We start from the raw sequence: 16,887 nt of genomic DNA on the forward strand, positions 1-16,887 counted from the left end.
TAGAAGGGAGAACACCCATCCATAGCCATCCCCACGATTGCTGGGAGCAAGGCAGCTTTCAGCAACCTCCACCGTTAGGGTTTCCCAGTTCCTGCCAAAAACTGGGCGCTCGATTCCCACCGCACATCCGATAACTGGTTCCCTTTTACACTCGTACCCAAGAGGTTTCCAAACTCCCGGAGGTTTACGTATGAATATTGCCGTCGTAGGGTTAAGCCACAAAACGGCATCGGTAGATATCCGAGAACAGCTCAGCATCCCCGAAGCAACACTCGACAGCGCCCTCGCCGAACTCAAATCCTATCCCAACATCGAAGAAGCTGCGATTATCAGTACCTGCAACCGCTTGGAAATTTACGTAGTGACTCAATCTACGGAAGCAGGTACCTTAGAAGTGGTTCGATTCCTCTCGGATTACAGCACCATTCCCAAAGGAACCCTGCGCCAGCACCTGTTTATTCTACTACAGCAAGATGCGGTGATGCACTTGATGCGCGTATCGGCGGGATTGGACAGTTTGGTCATTGGCGAAGGGCAAATCTTAGCCCAGGTCAAACACGCCCACAAACTGGCACAGCAGTACAAAGGATTGGGGCGCGTTCTCAACCAACTATTCAAACAAGCCATCACCGCCGGCAAGCGCGTCCGTTCCGAAACCAGCATCAATACTGGTGCGGTATCCATCAGTTCCGCTGCGGTGGAACTGGCGGAAATGAAGCGACAAAACCTACGTTCCGCGCGGTTTGCCATTGTGGGGGCAGGCAAAATGTCGCGGTTGTTGGTGCAGCATTTGCTAGCCAAAGGCTGCCAGTCTATTACTGTCCTCAACCGCAGTCGCAAGCGGGCCGACGAATTGGCGGAACGCTTTCGCAGCGAGGCAACCATTGAAGTGGCTCTGCTGTCGGACTTGATGTCTGCTCTCCCCCAGGCAGATGTGGTCTTCACCAGTACCTCTTCCACCGAACCCATCCTCGACCGCGCCAAACTAGAAAGCCACCTACCGCCAGAGCATCAAATGATGTTGCTGGATATTTCGGTACCGCGCAATATTGACCCGGATGTGAAAGACCTAGATAATATCCAGGCTTTTAATGTGGATGATTTGAAAGCTGTGGTGGCGCAAAACCAGGAAAACCGCCGTCAGATGATGCTGGAAGCGGAAAATATCCTGGAAGATGAAATGAACTCCTTTGAAGCTTGGTGGCATTCCTTAGAAACCATTCCCACCATTAACAGCCTGCGCAAGAAAGCCGAAACCATCCGCGAACAGGAAATGGAAAAAGCTCTATCCCGCTTGGGATCGGAGTTTGCGGAAAAACACCAGGAGGTGATTGAGGCGCTGACCCGGGGGATTGTGAATAAGATTCTCCACGATCCGATGGTGCAGCTACGCGCCCAACAGGATAGCGAGGCTCGGCGGCATGCCATGCAGACCTTGCAATTGCTATTTAATCTGGAATCAGAAAACAGTTCGAGAAAAAAATATAGCTAAAACCAACATGCATCTATTCTAAGTAGGGGCGTTTCGCGGGACGTCCCTACTTTGTCGTATTGGGGGGAAGATTGGCTACAATAGGAAATTATTGTCGGTAGCGCATTATGGTCAAGGCTACGCGATCGCGACGTCTCGTTATCTGGCTGGCCCTACTGGTTTTTGCCGGGGTAGTGGCGGTGGATTTGACGGTCACCCTGGTGGCGGAAGGACTGTGGTTTCAGCAAGTTCGCTATTTGGAAGTTTTTCAAACCCGAGTGGCGACGCGGGTGGTGTTGTGGGTGGTCGTTGCCCTCGCCAGCGGTGCGTTTTTGTGGGGCAATCTCTCCCTTGCCAGCCGCTGGGAAAGCCAACCCCCAGCCACGGAAAAGGATTTGCCCGATGGTTCGGCGCTGAAGTTTCGCTGGCTGTTGGCGAGTATTGTGGCCCTGTCGTTTCTGGTAGGGATCGTTTTGCTGCACTACGGACAGGTAATGGTTGCCAGTTGGACCATGCCGGCGGATACGCCGACGCCCAGTTGGACGCCTTTGCCAACACCTTTGGGATTTCGCGTGCTGTGGCAGGATATTCTCACCTATACCCAACATTGGTGGTCGGGGGTGGCGCTCATGGGGATAACTCTGGCACTGATTGCCTTTCCCCATGCTTGCTTGAGCGCGATCGCGGTCGTATTTGCTTTGGGATTGGCTTGGCTGTTTTCCCAACACTGGAGCAAAGTTCTTCTGTTTTCTCATCCGGTGGATTTTGGCACCGACGACCCCATTTTTCACCTGGATGTGGGATTTTACCTGTTCCAACTCCCGTTTTGGGAACTGTTGGAATTTTGGCTGTTGGGCTTGTTTTTATACGGTACTGTGGCGGTGGCACTTATTTACCTGCGCCAGGGGAACAGCCTCGGTCACGGACGGTTTGTGGGGATTTCCCCTCTCCAAAAGCGGCACTTGCAAGTGCTGGGAGGATGCTTGTTAAGTGCGATCGCGCTTAGCCATTGGTTGGAACGCTACCAAATGCTCAACACCCAGCAAGGGGTAACCTACGGTGCCAACTATACCACCGCCAACGTTCTTTTCCCAATATATTTCCTACTCACCCTGGTAGCTTTGCTACTGGCCGGACTTCTATTTTGGCGTGCCTGGTTTGCCAAGCGTCAAATATCCGACCGACACCGGCACGAGCAACCAAAAAGCTTGCCCACCTCAAAACCTTGGAAAAAACGCTTTTCCATACCAATATTTGCTCTGGGTTTCGTGGCTTACATCGGCATGGCTGTGGGCAGTATTTTCTTACCCATAGCCGTGGAAAGACTGGTGGTACAGCCCAACGAACTGGAACGGGAACAACCCTACATCGAACACAATATTGCTTTTACCCGACAAGCGTTTGCCCTAGACCAAATCGACGCGGAAACTTTCCAACCGGCGGGGCAGCTCACTTACGAAGAGCTGATGCAAGACCAAGAAATGACCGTCAGCAACATCCGTCTATGGGACAAGCGCCCCTTACTTGCTACCAACCGCCAGTTGCAGCAAATTCGCCTGTACTATGCATTTCCCGATGCCGACGTAGACCGCTACACCATCAAACGCATGCCCACCCCGGAAGACCCCCGGCAAACAGAAAAACAACAGGTATTTTTATCGGCACGGGAGTTAGACTACCAAGCACTGCCTTCTGAGGCACAGCGTTGGGTGAACCGACATCTAATTTACACCCACGGCTACGGGTTTACCATGAGTCCAGTGAATACCGTAGCACCCAGCGGTTTGCCAGATTACTACGTTAAGGATATTGGCATTCCCGATCGCAGCGCCAACACCCCGGAAAACGTTACGACCTTGGGTACGTCTTCCGAACGCATTCGCGCTAGCATTCCCATCGGCCAGCCGCGTATTTATTACGGAGAACTGACTGACCCCTTTGTCATGGCACCCAGTCGTGTAAAAGAACTAGATTATCCCAGCGGTAATGAGAATGTATATAATAATTACGACGGTCGGGGTGGGGTTTCGTTGGGTTCTTTGTGGCGGCGTTGGCTGTATGCTCAATATTTTAATAACTGGCAAATTGTTTTAACCCAGAATTTAACGCCTCAAACTCGTTTGCTGTTTCACCGCAATATCCGCGAACGGGTACAAGCGATCGCGCCATTTTTACGTTACGACAGCGACCCCTATATGGTCGTTGCAGATGCAAATTTATATCCCCAGGAAAATGATTCTGAAGATAAAAAAGCTCATAACTATCTTTATTGGGTCATCGATGCCTATACCACCAGCAATTATTTTCCTTACTCCGACCCGGGGGAAGAAGAATTTAACTACATCCGCAATTCAGTGAAAGTGGTAGTGGATGCCTACAACGGCGACGTTGTCTTCTACGTGGCAGATGAAGACGACCCCATCGTGCAAAGCTGGCAGCAAATTTTCCCCAACCTTTTCCAACCGCTTTCGGAAATGCCGGTTACCCTCAGCAGCCACATCCGCTATCCGGTGGATTTCTTTAGCATTCAGTCGCAGCGATTGTTGACCTACCACATGACCGACCCGCAGGTTTTTTACAACCGGGAAGACCAATGGCGGATTCCGTCAGAGATTTATGCCGGTGAATCGCGACCGGTGGCACCCTACTATCTGATTATGCGATTGCCTACAGCAACATCGGAGGAATTTATTTTGCTCTCGCCGTTTACCCCTCAAAGCCGCAACAATTTGGTGGGATGGCTGGCAGCGCGTTCCGATAGCGATCGCTATGGCAAACTATTACTATATCAATTTCCCAAACAAGAGTTGGTATACGGTCCCGAACAAATCGAAGCGCGCATCAACCAAGACCCCGTCATCTCCGAGCAAATTTCCCTGTGGAACCGGCAAGGGTCGCGGGTCATCCAAGGCAATTTATTGGTGATTCCCGTGGAACAATCTTTACTATACGTAGAACCGCTCTATCTGGAAGCCGAACAAACCAGCTTGCCCACTCTAGCGCGGGTCATCGTGGTTTCGGAAAATCGCATTGCCATGGCAGAAACCCTCGACGAAGCTTTAAAAGCTGTCTTCCAATCAGAACAAACCACCGCCCCACCGATTATCCGACCGGTGGAAGAAATTGCGCCCCCGCTGACCGAACAAGAGCAAAACCAACAAAATTAAAATCTTCCCATCTCTAAAAAATAGTGATTTTCTGGAAATTTCCCCACCTTCCCGATATTGAAAAAAAATACTACGATTATTGATTGCAAACTTTAAACACCCAACTGCAGATGCCATCCATGGAGTTGGCCCGTATCTCCGGCAGCGCGATCGACAATCCACAACTGCCAATCTCCTTGCGCCGACTTGTGCAAAACCTTCTTGAGAGTCGGAGTATTTTGTAGAGAATAGGTTTTCGAGAGAATCTTTTGCGACCCCAAAGTGCGCCCTTGCAGCAACACCGTAGTTTCGTCGGGGGCAATCAAGAAAATATCCAAATCCCCCAAAAAATCGTGTTTGATATCCACAAACACTTGCACGTCGCGTACCGGCGAAGACTCGGAAACCGACACCTTACTGGTCGTACCCATCCGCTGTTGCTGGCGGAACAGAGATAGCAACGAAAACCCGCGGGCAGATTCCCCTTGATAATCAGCAATATCCATTTTTTGGCGGTTAGCCGCACGAACTTGTCGGGAAACGTGCAACCTTTGCACGTGCCTTTGACTGGCTTTTTGCACGGCTTTATAGGCATTTACCTTCCCGTAACCGAACCATTGGCAATGACCCTGGCTGTCGTACTTACCCATGCGAGTTCCCAGTTGCGGATCGGGTTCGGCATCTTCAATTTTATCGGTAGTTTCCTGAAGAATTTGCTTTACCTCCCGCGCTGTCAAATCGGGGTTGACCGACAGAATCAAAGCCGCTACGCCAGCCACCACCGGACAAGCACTAGACGTACCGCCAAAGGTACCAGTAAAATCTCCCGTATCGTAACCGGCAGAACCCACGCGATCGGCGGTGAATACCCCCAAACCAGGCAGCCAGGTATTAATTTGCGGCGGGGTTTGCACGTAGCCAGTTGATTGCAACCATAAGCCAGGCGGGGCGTTGTTGCTAGGGGCGCAGACGGAAATGCTGTTGCCCCAATTGCTATAGGCAGCTTTTTTGTTGAGGCTGGTACAGGCAGACACAGCAATGGTATCGGGGTGAACCGCATAGCCATTCAGCCATTTGGTAGAACCTTTCAAGGCTTTGTTGGGCCAGCCGCTTTCGTTGATGGTACCGTTAACGGGGCGATTGGCATTGCCGGCAGCAAAAATCACCACGCATCCTTTGCCATCTCGTCCTTCAGTGGCGGCGCGGTGAATGACGGCGCGTTGCCTGTCACTGAGGGGAAAATGGACGGCACTGGCACCCCAACTGCATGCAATCACATCCGCCCCTTTTTCCATTGCCCACTCAAACAATTGCTCGATGGAATTATCATCCAAATAGCCGCTGGTACGGAGGGGCATCAAAGCACATCCCGGGGCCACCCCTACAATGCCCGTACCAGTTTCTTCCGCAACTGCCACACCAGCACAGGCAGTACCGTGGTTGTCGCTGGTTTCCCCTGGTAGCGGGACAAAATCCCGTTCGCGAAAGTCTCTGGGGGCAACAATTTTGCCCATGCCTTGAAAATCGGGGTGGTTGAGATCGATGGAATCGTCGGCGATGGCAACGGTAATCGACCGCAGACCGCGGGTATAGTCCCAAGCTCTTTGGGCATCGATGTGGGATCCCTGGGCGAGTTGCTTGGCGTTGCCGTTGTTCTGTAAATACCATTGCTTGTGGTAAAGAGTATCCTGGGGGCGATAAAGCTGCTGGCTGTGCAGGATAATGTTGGGTTCGGCGGATAAAACTTCCGATTGCCCCGCCAAACGATTAGCAATTTTGATGGGATTTCCCGGACTTTGTGGCGTTACCCGGAAAATAAAAGTATTCTCCATCCCGGCAACCGGGCGGACCAAAATTAATTTTTCGGTTTCGACAATTTGCTCGCGGGTGGCTTCGGGAACATCGCCAAAGTGCAGGGTGATTTCATCGGTGAGGTAAACCAGGGTTTCGGGATTTTCCACGCACTGATAAATATGGCTGGCAAACTCCACCCAGTCAAACTGGCGGCAGCGGGACATGGCAGCGTCCAATTCCTGCGGTTTCACTTGGATTTCGTGCAAAGCCACGTGGGATATTTGCCGGCACCAAGTGCCCTGAATGCGCCTTTGCCAGTTTCTGGGAGCGTAATCGTTGAGGTGAATGGTAAAGCGATCGCTTTCTTTTTGTAGCAGTAATTCTTCACCACCGCGTTGGAGAATCAACCCCAACATGGTTTCCGGAACGCCAAAACCAGGATAGCGGTCTTCTGGAGGATTGATAGAAGGATTCACAGGGCTCGCTCCTCAAAGATGTTCCTCAAGTCAAAACGTCCCCAGCGATCGCATCGGCGGGTGTGGCTAGGCTCGGTGGTCCCCTTCTCGAAAATCGCCGGCACCAGTTGAAAGATATCGTCGCCACCGATCCAAGGGATATCTTGCAATGATAATATACCCTATCATTAGCACCACCTATTTTAAAAATTTCTCCGGGTTTGCTGAGCAGTCTAGAATTTGTTTCCCCTGTTGCCTTCTATTGTTGCTTGATTTTATGAACTTCAAAACCCTACGCCAATTTTTCCCCCCAGCGATCGCGTGTTGGTCGGTGGCTGCAACCCTCATTTGGGGCGCCGTTCTGCCCGTAGCAGCTCAAAGCAGCTCCAGCAATAGCAACAACGACACCAACTCTGCTGTGGAAAACTCCGATGTGGAAGCTACCAATTCCCAATCCCAGGGAGAAGCGGAAGTGGTTCGCCCTAGCTCTGGAGACAATCTGTTAAGTATGGCGAGCGGCGAAAAGCTCCTGGAAGAAGCCAAAACAGCTATTTCTGAAGAAAATTACGAAACCGCCGTTAGCAAACTCCAAGAAGCCAGGCAACTGTTCAATCAGCTTTCTAATTATTATCAAGAACTGGCATCGAGCTTTTCCGGCATTGACAATCGCATTGCCCGTTCCCAGCGTTCCCTTGCTGCCGATACTGCTCAAATGCGCGACGAAGCCACCTACCGTCTGGCTTTGGTTTATCGCAGCCAAAACCAACCCGAACGCGCTGTTCCCCTATTGGTCCAAATTATCCAATCGCAACAACCCACCCGAGAGCTGGGGCAAAAAGCCTACCAGCAACTTTTGGAAATGGGATTTGTCAACGAACCCTATCCCCGTTCTGGTAACGATAGTTAGTAGGTCGCGGTGGTTGCGTTTAGGGCGTGGGAAATTGGGAGATTGGGAGATTTAGGAAATCAATTTATTTTTGTCTCCCATGCCCCCATGCCCTCTATCCCCCCACCACTTGATTCAAAAACCACTTCCAATGTCGCGCTGGTTTTTCCCAAGACCAATCCTGCATAGCTTGGCTGGCTTGAATGCCGACGGCTTGGGCGATCGCGCGATCGCTGTAAACTTGTTCTAGCTGTTCCACCATCTCTTCTATATCCGATTCCCCCCATCCCTCAACGCCGGTTTCTTGGTTGGCTGGCGTAACGGGGGATTGTTGGTGCAGGGGATAGCAAATATCGTCTCGGATTAAGTCCAAATGTCCGGTATTGGCAGATAAAATCGTAGGAACGCCGCAAGCAAGGCATTCTTTAGCTATTTGATTGGTACCTCCTTCCGCGCGGGAGGGAAAAATGGCCGCATCGGCGGTGCGCAGAATTTGCCCCATCATGGGATTGGGAACGGTACCCACGTCAACCACGGCTTCCGGGGGAATGCCATTGGCTTGCAACCAAGGGGCGATCGCCAAGCGAGCCTGCCGGTCGATTTCGGGAACGCCCACGATGTGGGGGCTGCGGGCTAGATCCGCGACCAGTTCTGGCCAAAAGTTGTGCCAGGCTACCATTAAAATGGCTTCGGGGTGGCGCTGGCGAAATGCTTTAAACGCAGCAATAACCAAATCCTGCCCTTTGCGGTATTCCAATTTGCCACCGGAAAACACCACAAAGCGATCGCTCAATAAGTTCGATGGTGGTGCTGGATGAAAAACCGTTCGGTCAATGCCTTCGTGGATAGTGCGCACCTGGGAAATGCCTGCCTCCTGCAATCGTTGCCGGTTCCAATGGGAACTTACCACCAGCCAGTCAAAGGTTTGCGCTTTTTCCCAAGCCGCCGCCGACAGTTGCGTATCTTCAAACACCAACACACCGATTTTGACCGCCGCTTCGATGCGATCGAATACTGGCAGGGTTTCCAACTGGTTGCCTAAGGGATAAAGCACAGGAAAATCGCAGCGAATGGTTTCTCCGGTTTCCAGTTTTTCCTGTAGTTGCTGCTGTTGCCGCAGGAAAGGATACAGCCAACGGCGATAGAGCGGATGCAGGTAGCTCAGGCTGCTGGCTGCCGGCTGCAGCAACACCGGTTGAAACCGATTCTCTCGATCGCAAATTAGCTGTAATGTCAAGTGCAATCCGTACAATCCCCAAGCTGTATTCAAACTGAGGGGAAAGCCCAAACCCACCTTTTGCCTAGATGTGCGAGGGGCAGGGTCGCTAGCGGCTTGCATTTGAGCCAGTTGGTCGGTGACCTGTTGCCACACCGATGCCCAATCTCCAGGTTGCGGTTGGCGGAACAGTCGCATGGTGGGATACCAAGGGCTATCCCGGCGATGGAGCAACCAACGCCAGTCGGCAGCAAAAGGTAACAAAAGCCAAACCGGTTGACCCAAAGCTCCTGCTAAATGGGCTACAGCAGTATCGATAGAAATAACCAAATCCAACTGCGCGATCGCGGCTGCTGTATCGGCAAAATCGGCAAACTGGCTGCCCAAATCGATCGTTTCGGGAACATCGGCAACTTGTTGGGCGGCAACACCAGTTTGCAAGCTGTAAAGAACGACCCCCGGTATTGAAGCCAAAGCACGAAAATCTTCCCAAGGCACAGAACGCCGTCTTTCCATGGGATTTTCTGGATTGCCTGCCCAGACAACCCCCACCTTCAAGCGATCGCTGGGAAAAACCGCATCCCCCTGCCAGGTTGGTGCTTCCAAATAGGGCACGCTGTTGGGTACGGTTTCCAGGGTCGTTCCCAACCGATGGGGCAACCCCATCAACGGCACGTACAGGTCAAACGCGGGCAAATCTTCCTGTGGCGATATCAACGTGACATATGGCTGCAAGCAGGAAAACAAACGTCGCAGGGGGTCGGGACACTCGAAAATCAGCTCGGCACCCTGCCGTGCTAGGATCGGAAGGTAGCGAACGAACTGAATGGTATCGCCCCAACCCTGTTCGGGGTAGACAAACAGCGTTCTCCCTGCCAGAGGTGACCCATCCCATAAAGCAGCGTTGGTATTTTTTTTGTCAGTAGCTCGATGGTCAAGGGGGTGGGAGGGCAGTTGGGCGCGCCACTCGTATTCGGCAAATCCTTCCAACCAATTTCCCTGTAGGAGCGCGATCGCTGCCAATCCCATATGCGCGCGAGGGTGGTGGGGGTTGGTTTGTAAAGCAGCGGTATAGCTTTCGGTGGCTGCTGCAAGATTTTGTTGCTGTTTGTAGGTATTGCCTAAATTCACCCAAGCATCCTCGTATTGGGGGTTGTGTTGTAAGGCTTTTTGATAGGCAGCGATCGCTTCTGCTAGCTGACCTTGGGTTTGCAGGGTATTGCCAATATTGTTGTGAATTTCTGGTGCCTCGGGTTTGTCAGTCAGGGCTTTTTGAAAGCAATCAATGGCGGCGGCAAATTGTTCTTGCTGTGCGAGGGCAATGCCTAGATTGTTGCGGGCTTCGGCAAAGTTGGGCTGCAGTTGCAGGGCTTGGCGGTAGTAGGCAATGCCTTCTTCGATTTTTCCTTGTGCCACCAAAATTTGCCCAATATGGTTGTAGGCGCTGGCGTTGGGTTGAATGGCGAGGGAACGGCGAAATTGCGCCATCGCAGCTTTGGTATCGCCGGCGGCTTTGAAGGTACTGCCCAACTGGTTGCAAAGTTCGATGGAATTGGGTTTTTGTTGCAAAGCTTGCTGGTATTTGGCGATCGCTTCGGTATACTTGCGATGGGTTTTGTAAACCAATCCCAAGTTCGCCAATGCTTTGACATGTTGCGGGTCTATGGCTAAAACCTTTTGCCAGCAAATGGCTGCTTCCGAGAGGTTTCCCTGGAAATAAGCCACCACACCCAAACCAAACCAAGCATCCACCTGGTTTTCATCTCGTTCCAAAACTTGTTGGTAGCGCCTTTGGGCAGCTTGCCAGTTACCCGATTGGCACTGCTGTTGGGCAGCTGAGAGGGTTTGGGAAATAGAAAAGGAATCGTCGGCCATATGGCAGCAAAAACTCCGGCACCATCGCAGTATTTGCGTTTATTGTCCCACAGGTTGAGCTTTTTCCCTCCCCAACACGGCAATAGCCGATTTTGACCGGGCTCAGCACAAGCGGGAGATAAATTTGTTATAAAAGTTTACGAAATAAATGGGTAGAGCAATGCTGAGACTCATCACCGATTTCGACGGACCAATTATGGATGTCTCCCAGCGCTACTATCGCGTTTACCAGCATTGTCTGGGGGCGACCCGTTGGCGGGGGCAACAAGTACATATGTTGCCAAAAGAGGAATTTTGGGCGTTAAAGCGATCGCGGGTTCCCGAACGCAAGATTGGTATGCTCTCTGGCTTGGATGAAGAACAGGGGCAACAGTTTGCCCGCTGCCGCCGGAATTTGATTCACAGCCCGCCGTTTTTGCCCCTCGACCGCCCCCAACCTGGTGCTATAGAGGCAATCGAAAGGGTACAAAAAGCTGGTGTTGAGGTGGTCATTCTCACCATGCGGACCATTTTAGAGCTCGAAGCCGGTTTAAATTGCAGCCGCCTGGGGCATTTATTTCCCGTTTCCTCGCGCTGCTGTTTTGGTCACGATTGCCAAAAAACCATTGATGTGGAAGACAAACCAAAGCTGATGGCAAAAACGCTAGACACGCTGCCACCAGCTTCCAAAACGGTTATGGTTGGGGATACGGAAGCCGACATTATTGCCGCCAAATCTCACGGGATTCCCGTTATTGCCGTATTGTGTGGCATTCGCGATCGCGAACGGTTGGCGGTTCATCTCCCCGATGCCATTGTTGAGGATCTGCCTGCCGCCGTCGATCGATTGTTGCAAGACTTCTTTTTAGAAGCCAGCTAATAACCGTTCGCGAAAGCTGCCATCACCTGAAGCCGACCGCGCTCAAAAACCAGCAACCTCAACTCTAGCGAATGTAGTTGCTGGTCAGCCACAACATCCCTAAAGTAACCACCGATGCCACGGCTTCCGGCTGTACCCCACTAGGTAGAGTTAGGGGAAGCAAAGCTTCTAAGGCGCTACCAAGCAGCAAACCAACAGCTAATCCACCTAGAGAAAGCAATACCGAACGCCCAAAGCGTTTTTCTTTGCTATTGAGCAAGTACAGCGTTCCCCCAAACCCTAGGGCAAGTGCTAGAGAAGGAGAAGCCAGTACGCCAATGGCCGCTAAAACGGCAAAAGCAGCGCTAGAGCGCAGTAAAAATGGTTTGTCTGGTTGGTCGAGAAATCTTTCCAACCACTCAGGCCTTTTTTGCGGTGGGTTGACATTCAGCTTGGGCGGGGCAGCGGGCGCTTTATCTTCCGCAAACCGGATGCGTTCGGGAACTTTGATTTTCCCTTCCTGCCGCATCCGCAAGCGTTCCATCAAAATCGCGTCGTAGGCAGCTTCGATGGACTCCAAGCGAGCGCGATCGTCTTTATACTGTTCTACAAGACGTGCTTTGGCGGCCTGAATTTCATCAAACGAGGCATCCTCCGGAACCCCAAGCTGTTCGTAGTGACTTAGATCGCTCATGTTTCAATCTTTTATTTCCCCTACAACCTAGCTTAGCCTGAGATTGGCTTAACCAGCACTGGTTTTATCCAGGAGTTGAAAATAATTTTTGTGCCTACTGCTAAAGCAACTTGACACTCTCACAAATAGAATTCGTGAGATTCTCGCCCCATCGGGTGTGCCTAGATAGATTAGCTATGAATTGGTCCATCCCCGGTAACAGGGACCCTCGACGAGCATTTTTCCGCCCTGTTGTGAACGTACTCCAGCACAAATGTAGCACATTTTTGACGGCGGCTAAAGCCGCACGGGTCGCTTTTCATCCCTGCTTTAAAAAGTCAGAGCTTTCAAGCTCCCGATTCATGCGGTAGAATAAAAAACTTAGCCCAGATCCAAATCGCTGGTCGTTTCTTCATAAAAATTCAAATGGTTGTATACCAGATCGCCAAGTAGGCAACTTGGAAAGGACCAGGGTCTTCGCTCGGCAAGAATCAAAACCGTCACAGCGAAAGGAAGTTTCGATGTTCGGGTGGGGCCAAAGGTGGTCAGTGTCTCGCGCCGCTATATCCCACGCATATTTCGCCATGATGGCTATGGATATGAATGTCAAAGAAGCCGAATAATGTCAAGGAAATCACCCATGAGGAGGTAGCAGTATCGATGGGTTCTGTGCAAGACCAAATCGTCGCAATTACAGGAGCAAGCAGCGGCATTGGTGCTTCCTGTGCCAAATATTTTGCGGCTGCCGGTGCCAAGTTGCTGCTAGCGGCGCGCCGTCTGTCGCGTTTGCAGGAGCTAGCTGCGGAACTGCGCCAAGAATACGATGTTGAGGTAAAAACCATACCTCTAGACGTACGCGATCGCACTCAAGTAGAAAATGCCATTGAATCTTTACCCCCCGAATGGCGAAATATTGAAATTTTAATTAACAATGCTGGTTTGAGCCGCGGTCGCGATCCCCTGCAAGACGGTCACTACCAAGATTGGGAGGAAATGATCGATACCAATGTTAAGGGATTGCTATACGTTTCCCGCGCGGTTCTTACCGATATGGTGGCACGCAACAGCGGTCATATTGTCAATATTGGTTCTATTGCCGGTCGCCAACCCTATCCCGGGGGCAATGTCTACTGCGGTTCCAAGGCAGCTGTGAAATCCATTACCGAAGGGTTGAAACAGGATTTGCTGGGAACGGCGATTAAAGTAACCTGCATCGAACCGGGATTGGTGGAAACGGAATTTAGCCAGGTTCGCTTCCACGGCGATACGGAACGCGCCAAAAAGACCTACGAGGGTCTTACACCGCTCACGCCAGACGATATTGCTGATGTCATTTTGTTTGTCGTCACCCGAGCTGCCCACGTCAACATCAGCGATATGTTGGTTCTTCCTGTAGACCAAGCGACAGCCACTATGACACACCGGCAACAGTGAGGAAGAAAAAAAGATAGCAACAAGGGATGTGCCTGTTATTCGGGTTGAAAAATTGGGTACGTCAAGCCACTTCTTTAAAAATATGCAATAGACAATCGGGGATGTTTCTAGGGGCGTAACGCGTAAGCGCCCCTACAGCCAGGGCAATTGGAACATTCCAGACAATCGTTGTTTCTCAGAAATGGGATCGACCTACAAAATATCGGGGTAGTACCCCCCACGAAAGGAGCAACCCTGGTGTAGTTGCCCCTACAGACAACTTGTGGTTTCCCTATTTCGGATTTGGCATCAATCATTCCTTACATGTTTTCAAGAAATTCTTATAAGTCTGTAGCCGTATTTTCTACACCTAGGGAAAACTCAAACAATTTCTATGCCTTCGCACTTATAATTGCCTAAAAAAATCTCCTCGCTGAGCAAGTCTCCATTTAAATGAAAACAGAAGATATACGTTTCGGTGCGATCGCCGCATTCCAGGCTTTTGAGAGCCACGCATTCCTCGGGATGTCCGGGAATAAACTTAATGGAAGAAACCCCGCGTTCGGGGATACAATCGCCTATCCTACGCACTTGGATATCCTGAAACGTCTCATCAGCCACAATCAACGTATTGCTGCCGCGATCGCGTTCGTCGGCTTCCTCATCAAACGGTTCAAAACTTACCTTCCGGGGAAAAAAATACCAAAGTTGCTTGCCTGGATGCCACTCCGCTGCTTCGTGGGTGAGATATCCCTGACTGGAATCAACTCCCACCGCGCGTCGCATAGCTTCATAGCAATCGTGCCAGTTGGCGCTATGAATGCGATAGTCCGGGTCCACAAACTTCACCCACTCCAGTTCGCCGGTTTGTACGTTGCCTTTGTCATCCGTAGTTACCCTGCCGTGGCTGCCTACAACCAATTGGTCGCCTTTGAGGGTTGCCCACTCGGCTTTAAACCCTTTAAATTTCTCGTCGCCGCTGCCAGTTATCAAAATATTGCGGGGGATTAACTCGTGTTCGTGGCGAATCTCGCAAATCAACCCCGTGCGATCGTCAAGGGCAATTAATTTGTCGCCAAAGCGGACCAACTCCGAAAACTCAGCTCCGCGACCGGCTTCGGCAATAAGACTAAGGAGATGGTTGCGTCCACCTTGGGTTTCGGGAACTTCTTCAAAAGAATAGCTGACTTTTCCAGTACTCGGATCCAAAGTACGATACATGCGATCGTAGCGTAGGAGAGACTGCCAAGCAATCTGCCCGTCTTCTAATTCTACCTGCGAATCCAAATCTTCATCCGTGACAATGGCAACGTTATAGGTGGATGTATCCGGGCTATAACGAGCCAGGCGCTGTTCGTCGAGATGCTCGCCTAACATAGTGTCTCCTGCAAAGGTTTGACGAAAAAAGACGGGAACTTGAAAGCCCTGCCTCTTTCCCAGCAGGGATGAAAAGCGACCCGTGCGGCTTTAGCCGCCGTCAAAATGTGCTACAGTTACATGAAAGTACGTCCACAATGGGGCGGAAAAATGCTCGTCGAGGGTCCCTGTTGCCGGGGATGGACTAGTTCGTAGCTAATCTATCTAGGCACACCCAATGAAGCGAGAATCTCACGAATAGAATTCGTGAGAGTGTCAACGGCAGAGAGCATTGTAGGCAAAGCCTACAAGATTTTCTGGCCGCAATCGCGTATCGAGCCGCTACCATAGAACCATGCTCTACCTATTGTGGTTGGCTGCTAGCCGGCGATCCCTCTAACACTGAAAGCGCCGATGCGGGTTCAAAACGAGAGGTTTGTTGGTTTTCCGGTGCTATACAGCAATCCAACAGCGGTTGCTGAGCAATGTCACCTAGGGCAACCGTATCTTGCTGCAGTAAATGAACCCAGGTGTCCTGAACGGCTTGATTGTTTGGTTGTTGGCGTTTCAGCTGCGCTACAATTTCCGTGGTTTCGTGCCAAATGCCATTTTCCGCGTAGGCTTGAGCTTTGGCTAGAGGTGTTTCGGCGGCAGCGAGTTGCCGTTGCAGTTGGTCACTTTCTTCCACCCGTTGCAACCGACCGAAAGCTACAATGTCTTGCAAGCGGTCTTCTGGTTCGCAGATGGCGGCTACCGACCAGCGGTATTGTTCGCCCACTTGCAGCGGAGGTGCGGTTTCTGGTAGGGAAAAGCTGATAATCCCGGGTGTTTCCCCCACTTCTAGGGTTTGGCGGTAGGTATAGGTTTCGGAAGCATTTCGAATGGTAAATTCTACTTTCTGGGCGCTGGTTTGCGATAGGTACGCGAAGAAAGTGGGACGTTCGGAAACGGTCATTCCCGTTTTGTTTTGGGGCAACAGTAGGGCAACTGTGGTCATGTTGGCAGAGCCGTTGTTGCTGGCTGTGGGGGCTTCACAACCACCGCGCGTACCACCACCAGCGGTTTGTTGTGGTCCTCCTTCGGTGGGAGGTAAATCAAAGTGAATCTGAGTGGCTTTTTCTAGGGAGTTGGCAGCGGTGGTTTGCGCGCGTGCGGAACTGCCCGCCTGGGGGAAATTTCCGATGCCCATGGTGCCTGCCAAGACAATTGTGGATAGATAAATTGGGAGTTTGCGAGCTTTCATCAGTTTACCTTCTCAATTGTGGAATTGTGCTGCGTTCTGATAATACACTCGGAGAGGTGGGAAGATTTTGGCGATGGTAACAAAGCACCGGGGCTTTTAAAACCATTCATGGTGGCAAACATCTTTTCAAGTTTGCCGATAACGCAGAGAAGAATCACTGGTTTTTGTCGATTTTCTGAATATTCTGAATATGTTGCTATTGTTCCGGTTGTCGTACGGGTGGCACGACGATAAAAGATAAAAACACGGTGATGGTTCTTGGTTTGACAACATCCCTAGTGCGGAGATCCCCCACAAAATTGCTTCGGTGTTTGGGTAGATACTGGTAGATGCTGGGTGGGGTTGGTTTTCTTCCGGGTGTTTTTACGGTTCCCCTAGTTGTTGCCCCCAACCCGATTCCGAGTTAGGGAATTTTCATCTTACACTATATTATAAAAGCTGGTGCCCAAATAAAAAAGCCCCTGTTTGTGACAAAACCGTAATTGTCCCCTGATTTTTGTTAAAAATCAGTAAAGATGCTC

Annotated in this window: 10 protein-coding genes; 5 read left to right on the forward strand and 5 right to left on the reverse strand. The window is 51.1% G+C overall.

Going from position 1 to position 16,887, the window contains the following annotated elements; translation table 11 throughout:
• Positions 1-190 precede the first annotated feature (190 nt).
• Positions 191-1,492 carry a glutamyl-tRNA reductase gene (locus AS151_RS09780; RefSeq protein ID WP_071516863.1) on the forward strand — a complete coding sequence of 434 codons (1,302 nt, stop codon included), beginning with the start codon at positions 191-193 and terminating at the stop codon, positions 1,490-1,492.
• Between the two features lie 107 nt (positions 1,493-1,599).
• Positions 1,600-4,638 carry a UPF0182 family protein gene (locus AS151_RS09785; RefSeq protein WP_071516864.1) on the forward strand — a complete coding sequence of 1,013 codons (3,039 nt, stop codon included), beginning with the start codon at positions 1,600-1,602 and terminating at the stop codon, positions 4,636-4,638.
• Between the two features lie 92 nt (positions 4,639-4,730).
• Here the strand turns inward: AS151_RS09785 and AS151_RS09790 are convergent, their stop codons facing one another.
• Positions 4,731-6,827: a S8 family serine peptidase gene (locus AS151_RS09790; RefSeq protein ID WP_071516913.1), complete on the reverse strand. Its 2,097-nt coding sequence runs from the start codon at positions 6,825-6,827 to the stop codon at positions 4,731-4,733.
• A gap of 316 nt (positions 6,828-7,143) precedes the next feature.
• On the opposite strand from AS151_RS09790, the gene AS151_RS09795 reads away from it, so the two are divergent.
• On the forward strand, positions 7,144-7,773 hold the full coding sequence (locus AS151_RS09795) for a hypothetical protein (RefSeq protein WP_084639494.1): 630 nt from the start codon (positions 7,144-7,146) through the stop codon (positions 7,771-7,773).
• 94 nt (positions 7,774-7,867) lie between these two features.
• Here the strand turns inward: AS151_RS09795 and AS151_RS09800 are convergent, their stop codons facing one another.
• The gene (locus AS151_RS09800) at positions 7,868-10,843 is read right to left on the reverse strand and encodes a tetratricopeptide repeat protein (protein WP_071516865.1); all 2,976 of its coding nucleotides are present in this window, start codon (positions 10,841-10,843) and stop codon (positions 7,868-7,870) included.
• Between the two features lie 148 nt (positions 10,844-10,991).
• Between AS151_RS09800 and AS151_RS09805 the strand changes: the two genes are divergently transcribed.
• Positions 10,992-11,702: an HAD family hydrolase gene (locus AS151_RS09805; RefSeq protein WP_244532963.1), complete on the forward strand. Its 711-nt coding sequence runs from the start codon at positions 10,992-10,994 to the stop codon at positions 11,700-11,702.
• A 64-nt stretch (positions 11,703-11,766) separates the two neighbouring features.
• Here AS151_RS09805 and AS151_RS09810 read toward each other — a convergent pair whose 3' ends face one another.
• Complete coding sequence (locus AS151_RS09810) at positions 11,767-12,375, reverse strand: CPP1-like family protein (RefSeq protein ID WP_071516867.1); 609 nt, start codon at positions 12,373-12,375, stop codon at positions 11,767-11,769.
• A 639-nt stretch (positions 12,376-13,014) separates the two neighbouring features.
• On the opposite strand from AS151_RS09810, the gene AS151_RS09815 reads away from it, so the two are divergent.
• A complete protein-coding gene (locus tag AS151_RS09815) occupies positions 13,015-13,788 on the forward strand; it encodes an SDR family oxidoreductase (protein WP_071516868.1) in 774 nt (257 codons plus the stop codon).
• Positions 13,789-14,148: 360 nt separating this feature from the next.
• Here the strand turns inward: AS151_RS09815 and AS151_RS09820 are convergent, their stop codons facing one another.
• Positions 14,149-15,144, reverse strand: coding sequence for a hypothetical protein (locus tag AS151_RS09820; protein WP_071516869.1), 996 nt, complete (start codon positions 15,142-15,144; stop codon positions 14,149-14,151).
• Positions 15,145-15,487: 343 nt separating this feature from the next.
• The gene (locus AS151_RS09825; RefSeq protein ID WP_071516870.1) at positions 15,488-16,366 is read right to left on the reverse strand and encodes a DUF928 domain-containing protein; all 879 of its coding nucleotides are present in this window, start codon (positions 16,364-16,366) and stop codon (positions 15,488-15,490) included.
• Positions 16,367-16,887: the final 521 nt, after the last annotated feature.

The sequence above is a fragment of the Geitlerinema sp. PCC 9228 genome, from assembly GCF_001870905.1.
In the GTDB taxonomy this organism is placed as follows: Bacteria; Cyanobacteriota; Cyanobacteriia; order Cyanobacteriales; family PCC-9228; genus PCC-9228.

What these genes read in the sequence shown, in the direction of transcription:
- AS151_RS09780 (WP_071516863.1), top strand. Translation starts at nt 191, where the DNA reads ATGAATATTGCCGTCGTAGGGTTAAGCCACAAAACGGCATCGGTAGAT.
- AS151_RS09785 (WP_071516864.1), top strand. Translation starts at nt 1,600, where the DNA reads ATGGTCAAGGCTACGCGATCGCGACGTCTCGTTATCTGGCTGGCCCTA.
- AS151_RS09790 (WP_071516913.1), bottom strand. Translation starts at nt 6,827, where the DNA reads ATGTTGGGGTTGATTCTCCAACGCGGTGGTGAAGAATTACTGCTACAA.
- AS151_RS09795 (WP_084639494.1), top strand. Translation starts at nt 7,144, where the DNA reads ATGAACTTCAAAACCCTACGCCAATTTTTCCCCCCAGCGATCGCGTGT.
- AS151_RS09800 (WP_071516865.1), bottom strand. Translation starts at nt 10,843, where the DNA reads ATGGCCGACGATTCCTTTTCTATTTCCCAAACCCTCTCAGCTGCCCAA.
- AS151_RS09805 (WP_244532963.1), top strand. Translation starts at nt 10,992, where the DNA reads ATGGGTAGAGCAATGCTGAGACTCATCACCGATTTCGACGGACCAATT.
- AS151_RS09810 (WP_071516867.1), bottom strand. Translation starts at nt 12,375, where the DNA reads ATGAGCGATCTAAGTCACTACGAACAGCTTGGGGTTCCGGAGGATGCC.
- AS151_RS09815 (WP_071516868.1), top strand. Translation starts at nt 13,015, where the DNA reads ATGGGTTCTGTGCAAGACCAAATCGTCGCAATTACAGGAGCAAGCAGC.
- AS151_RS09820 (WP_071516869.1), bottom strand. Translation starts at nt 15,144, where the DNA reads ATGTTAGGCGAGCATCTCGACGAACAGCGCCTGGCTCGTTATAGCCCG.
- AS151_RS09825 (WP_071516870.1), bottom strand. Translation starts at nt 16,366, where the DNA reads ATGAAAGCTCGCAAACTCCCAATTTATCTATCCACAATTGTCTTGGCA.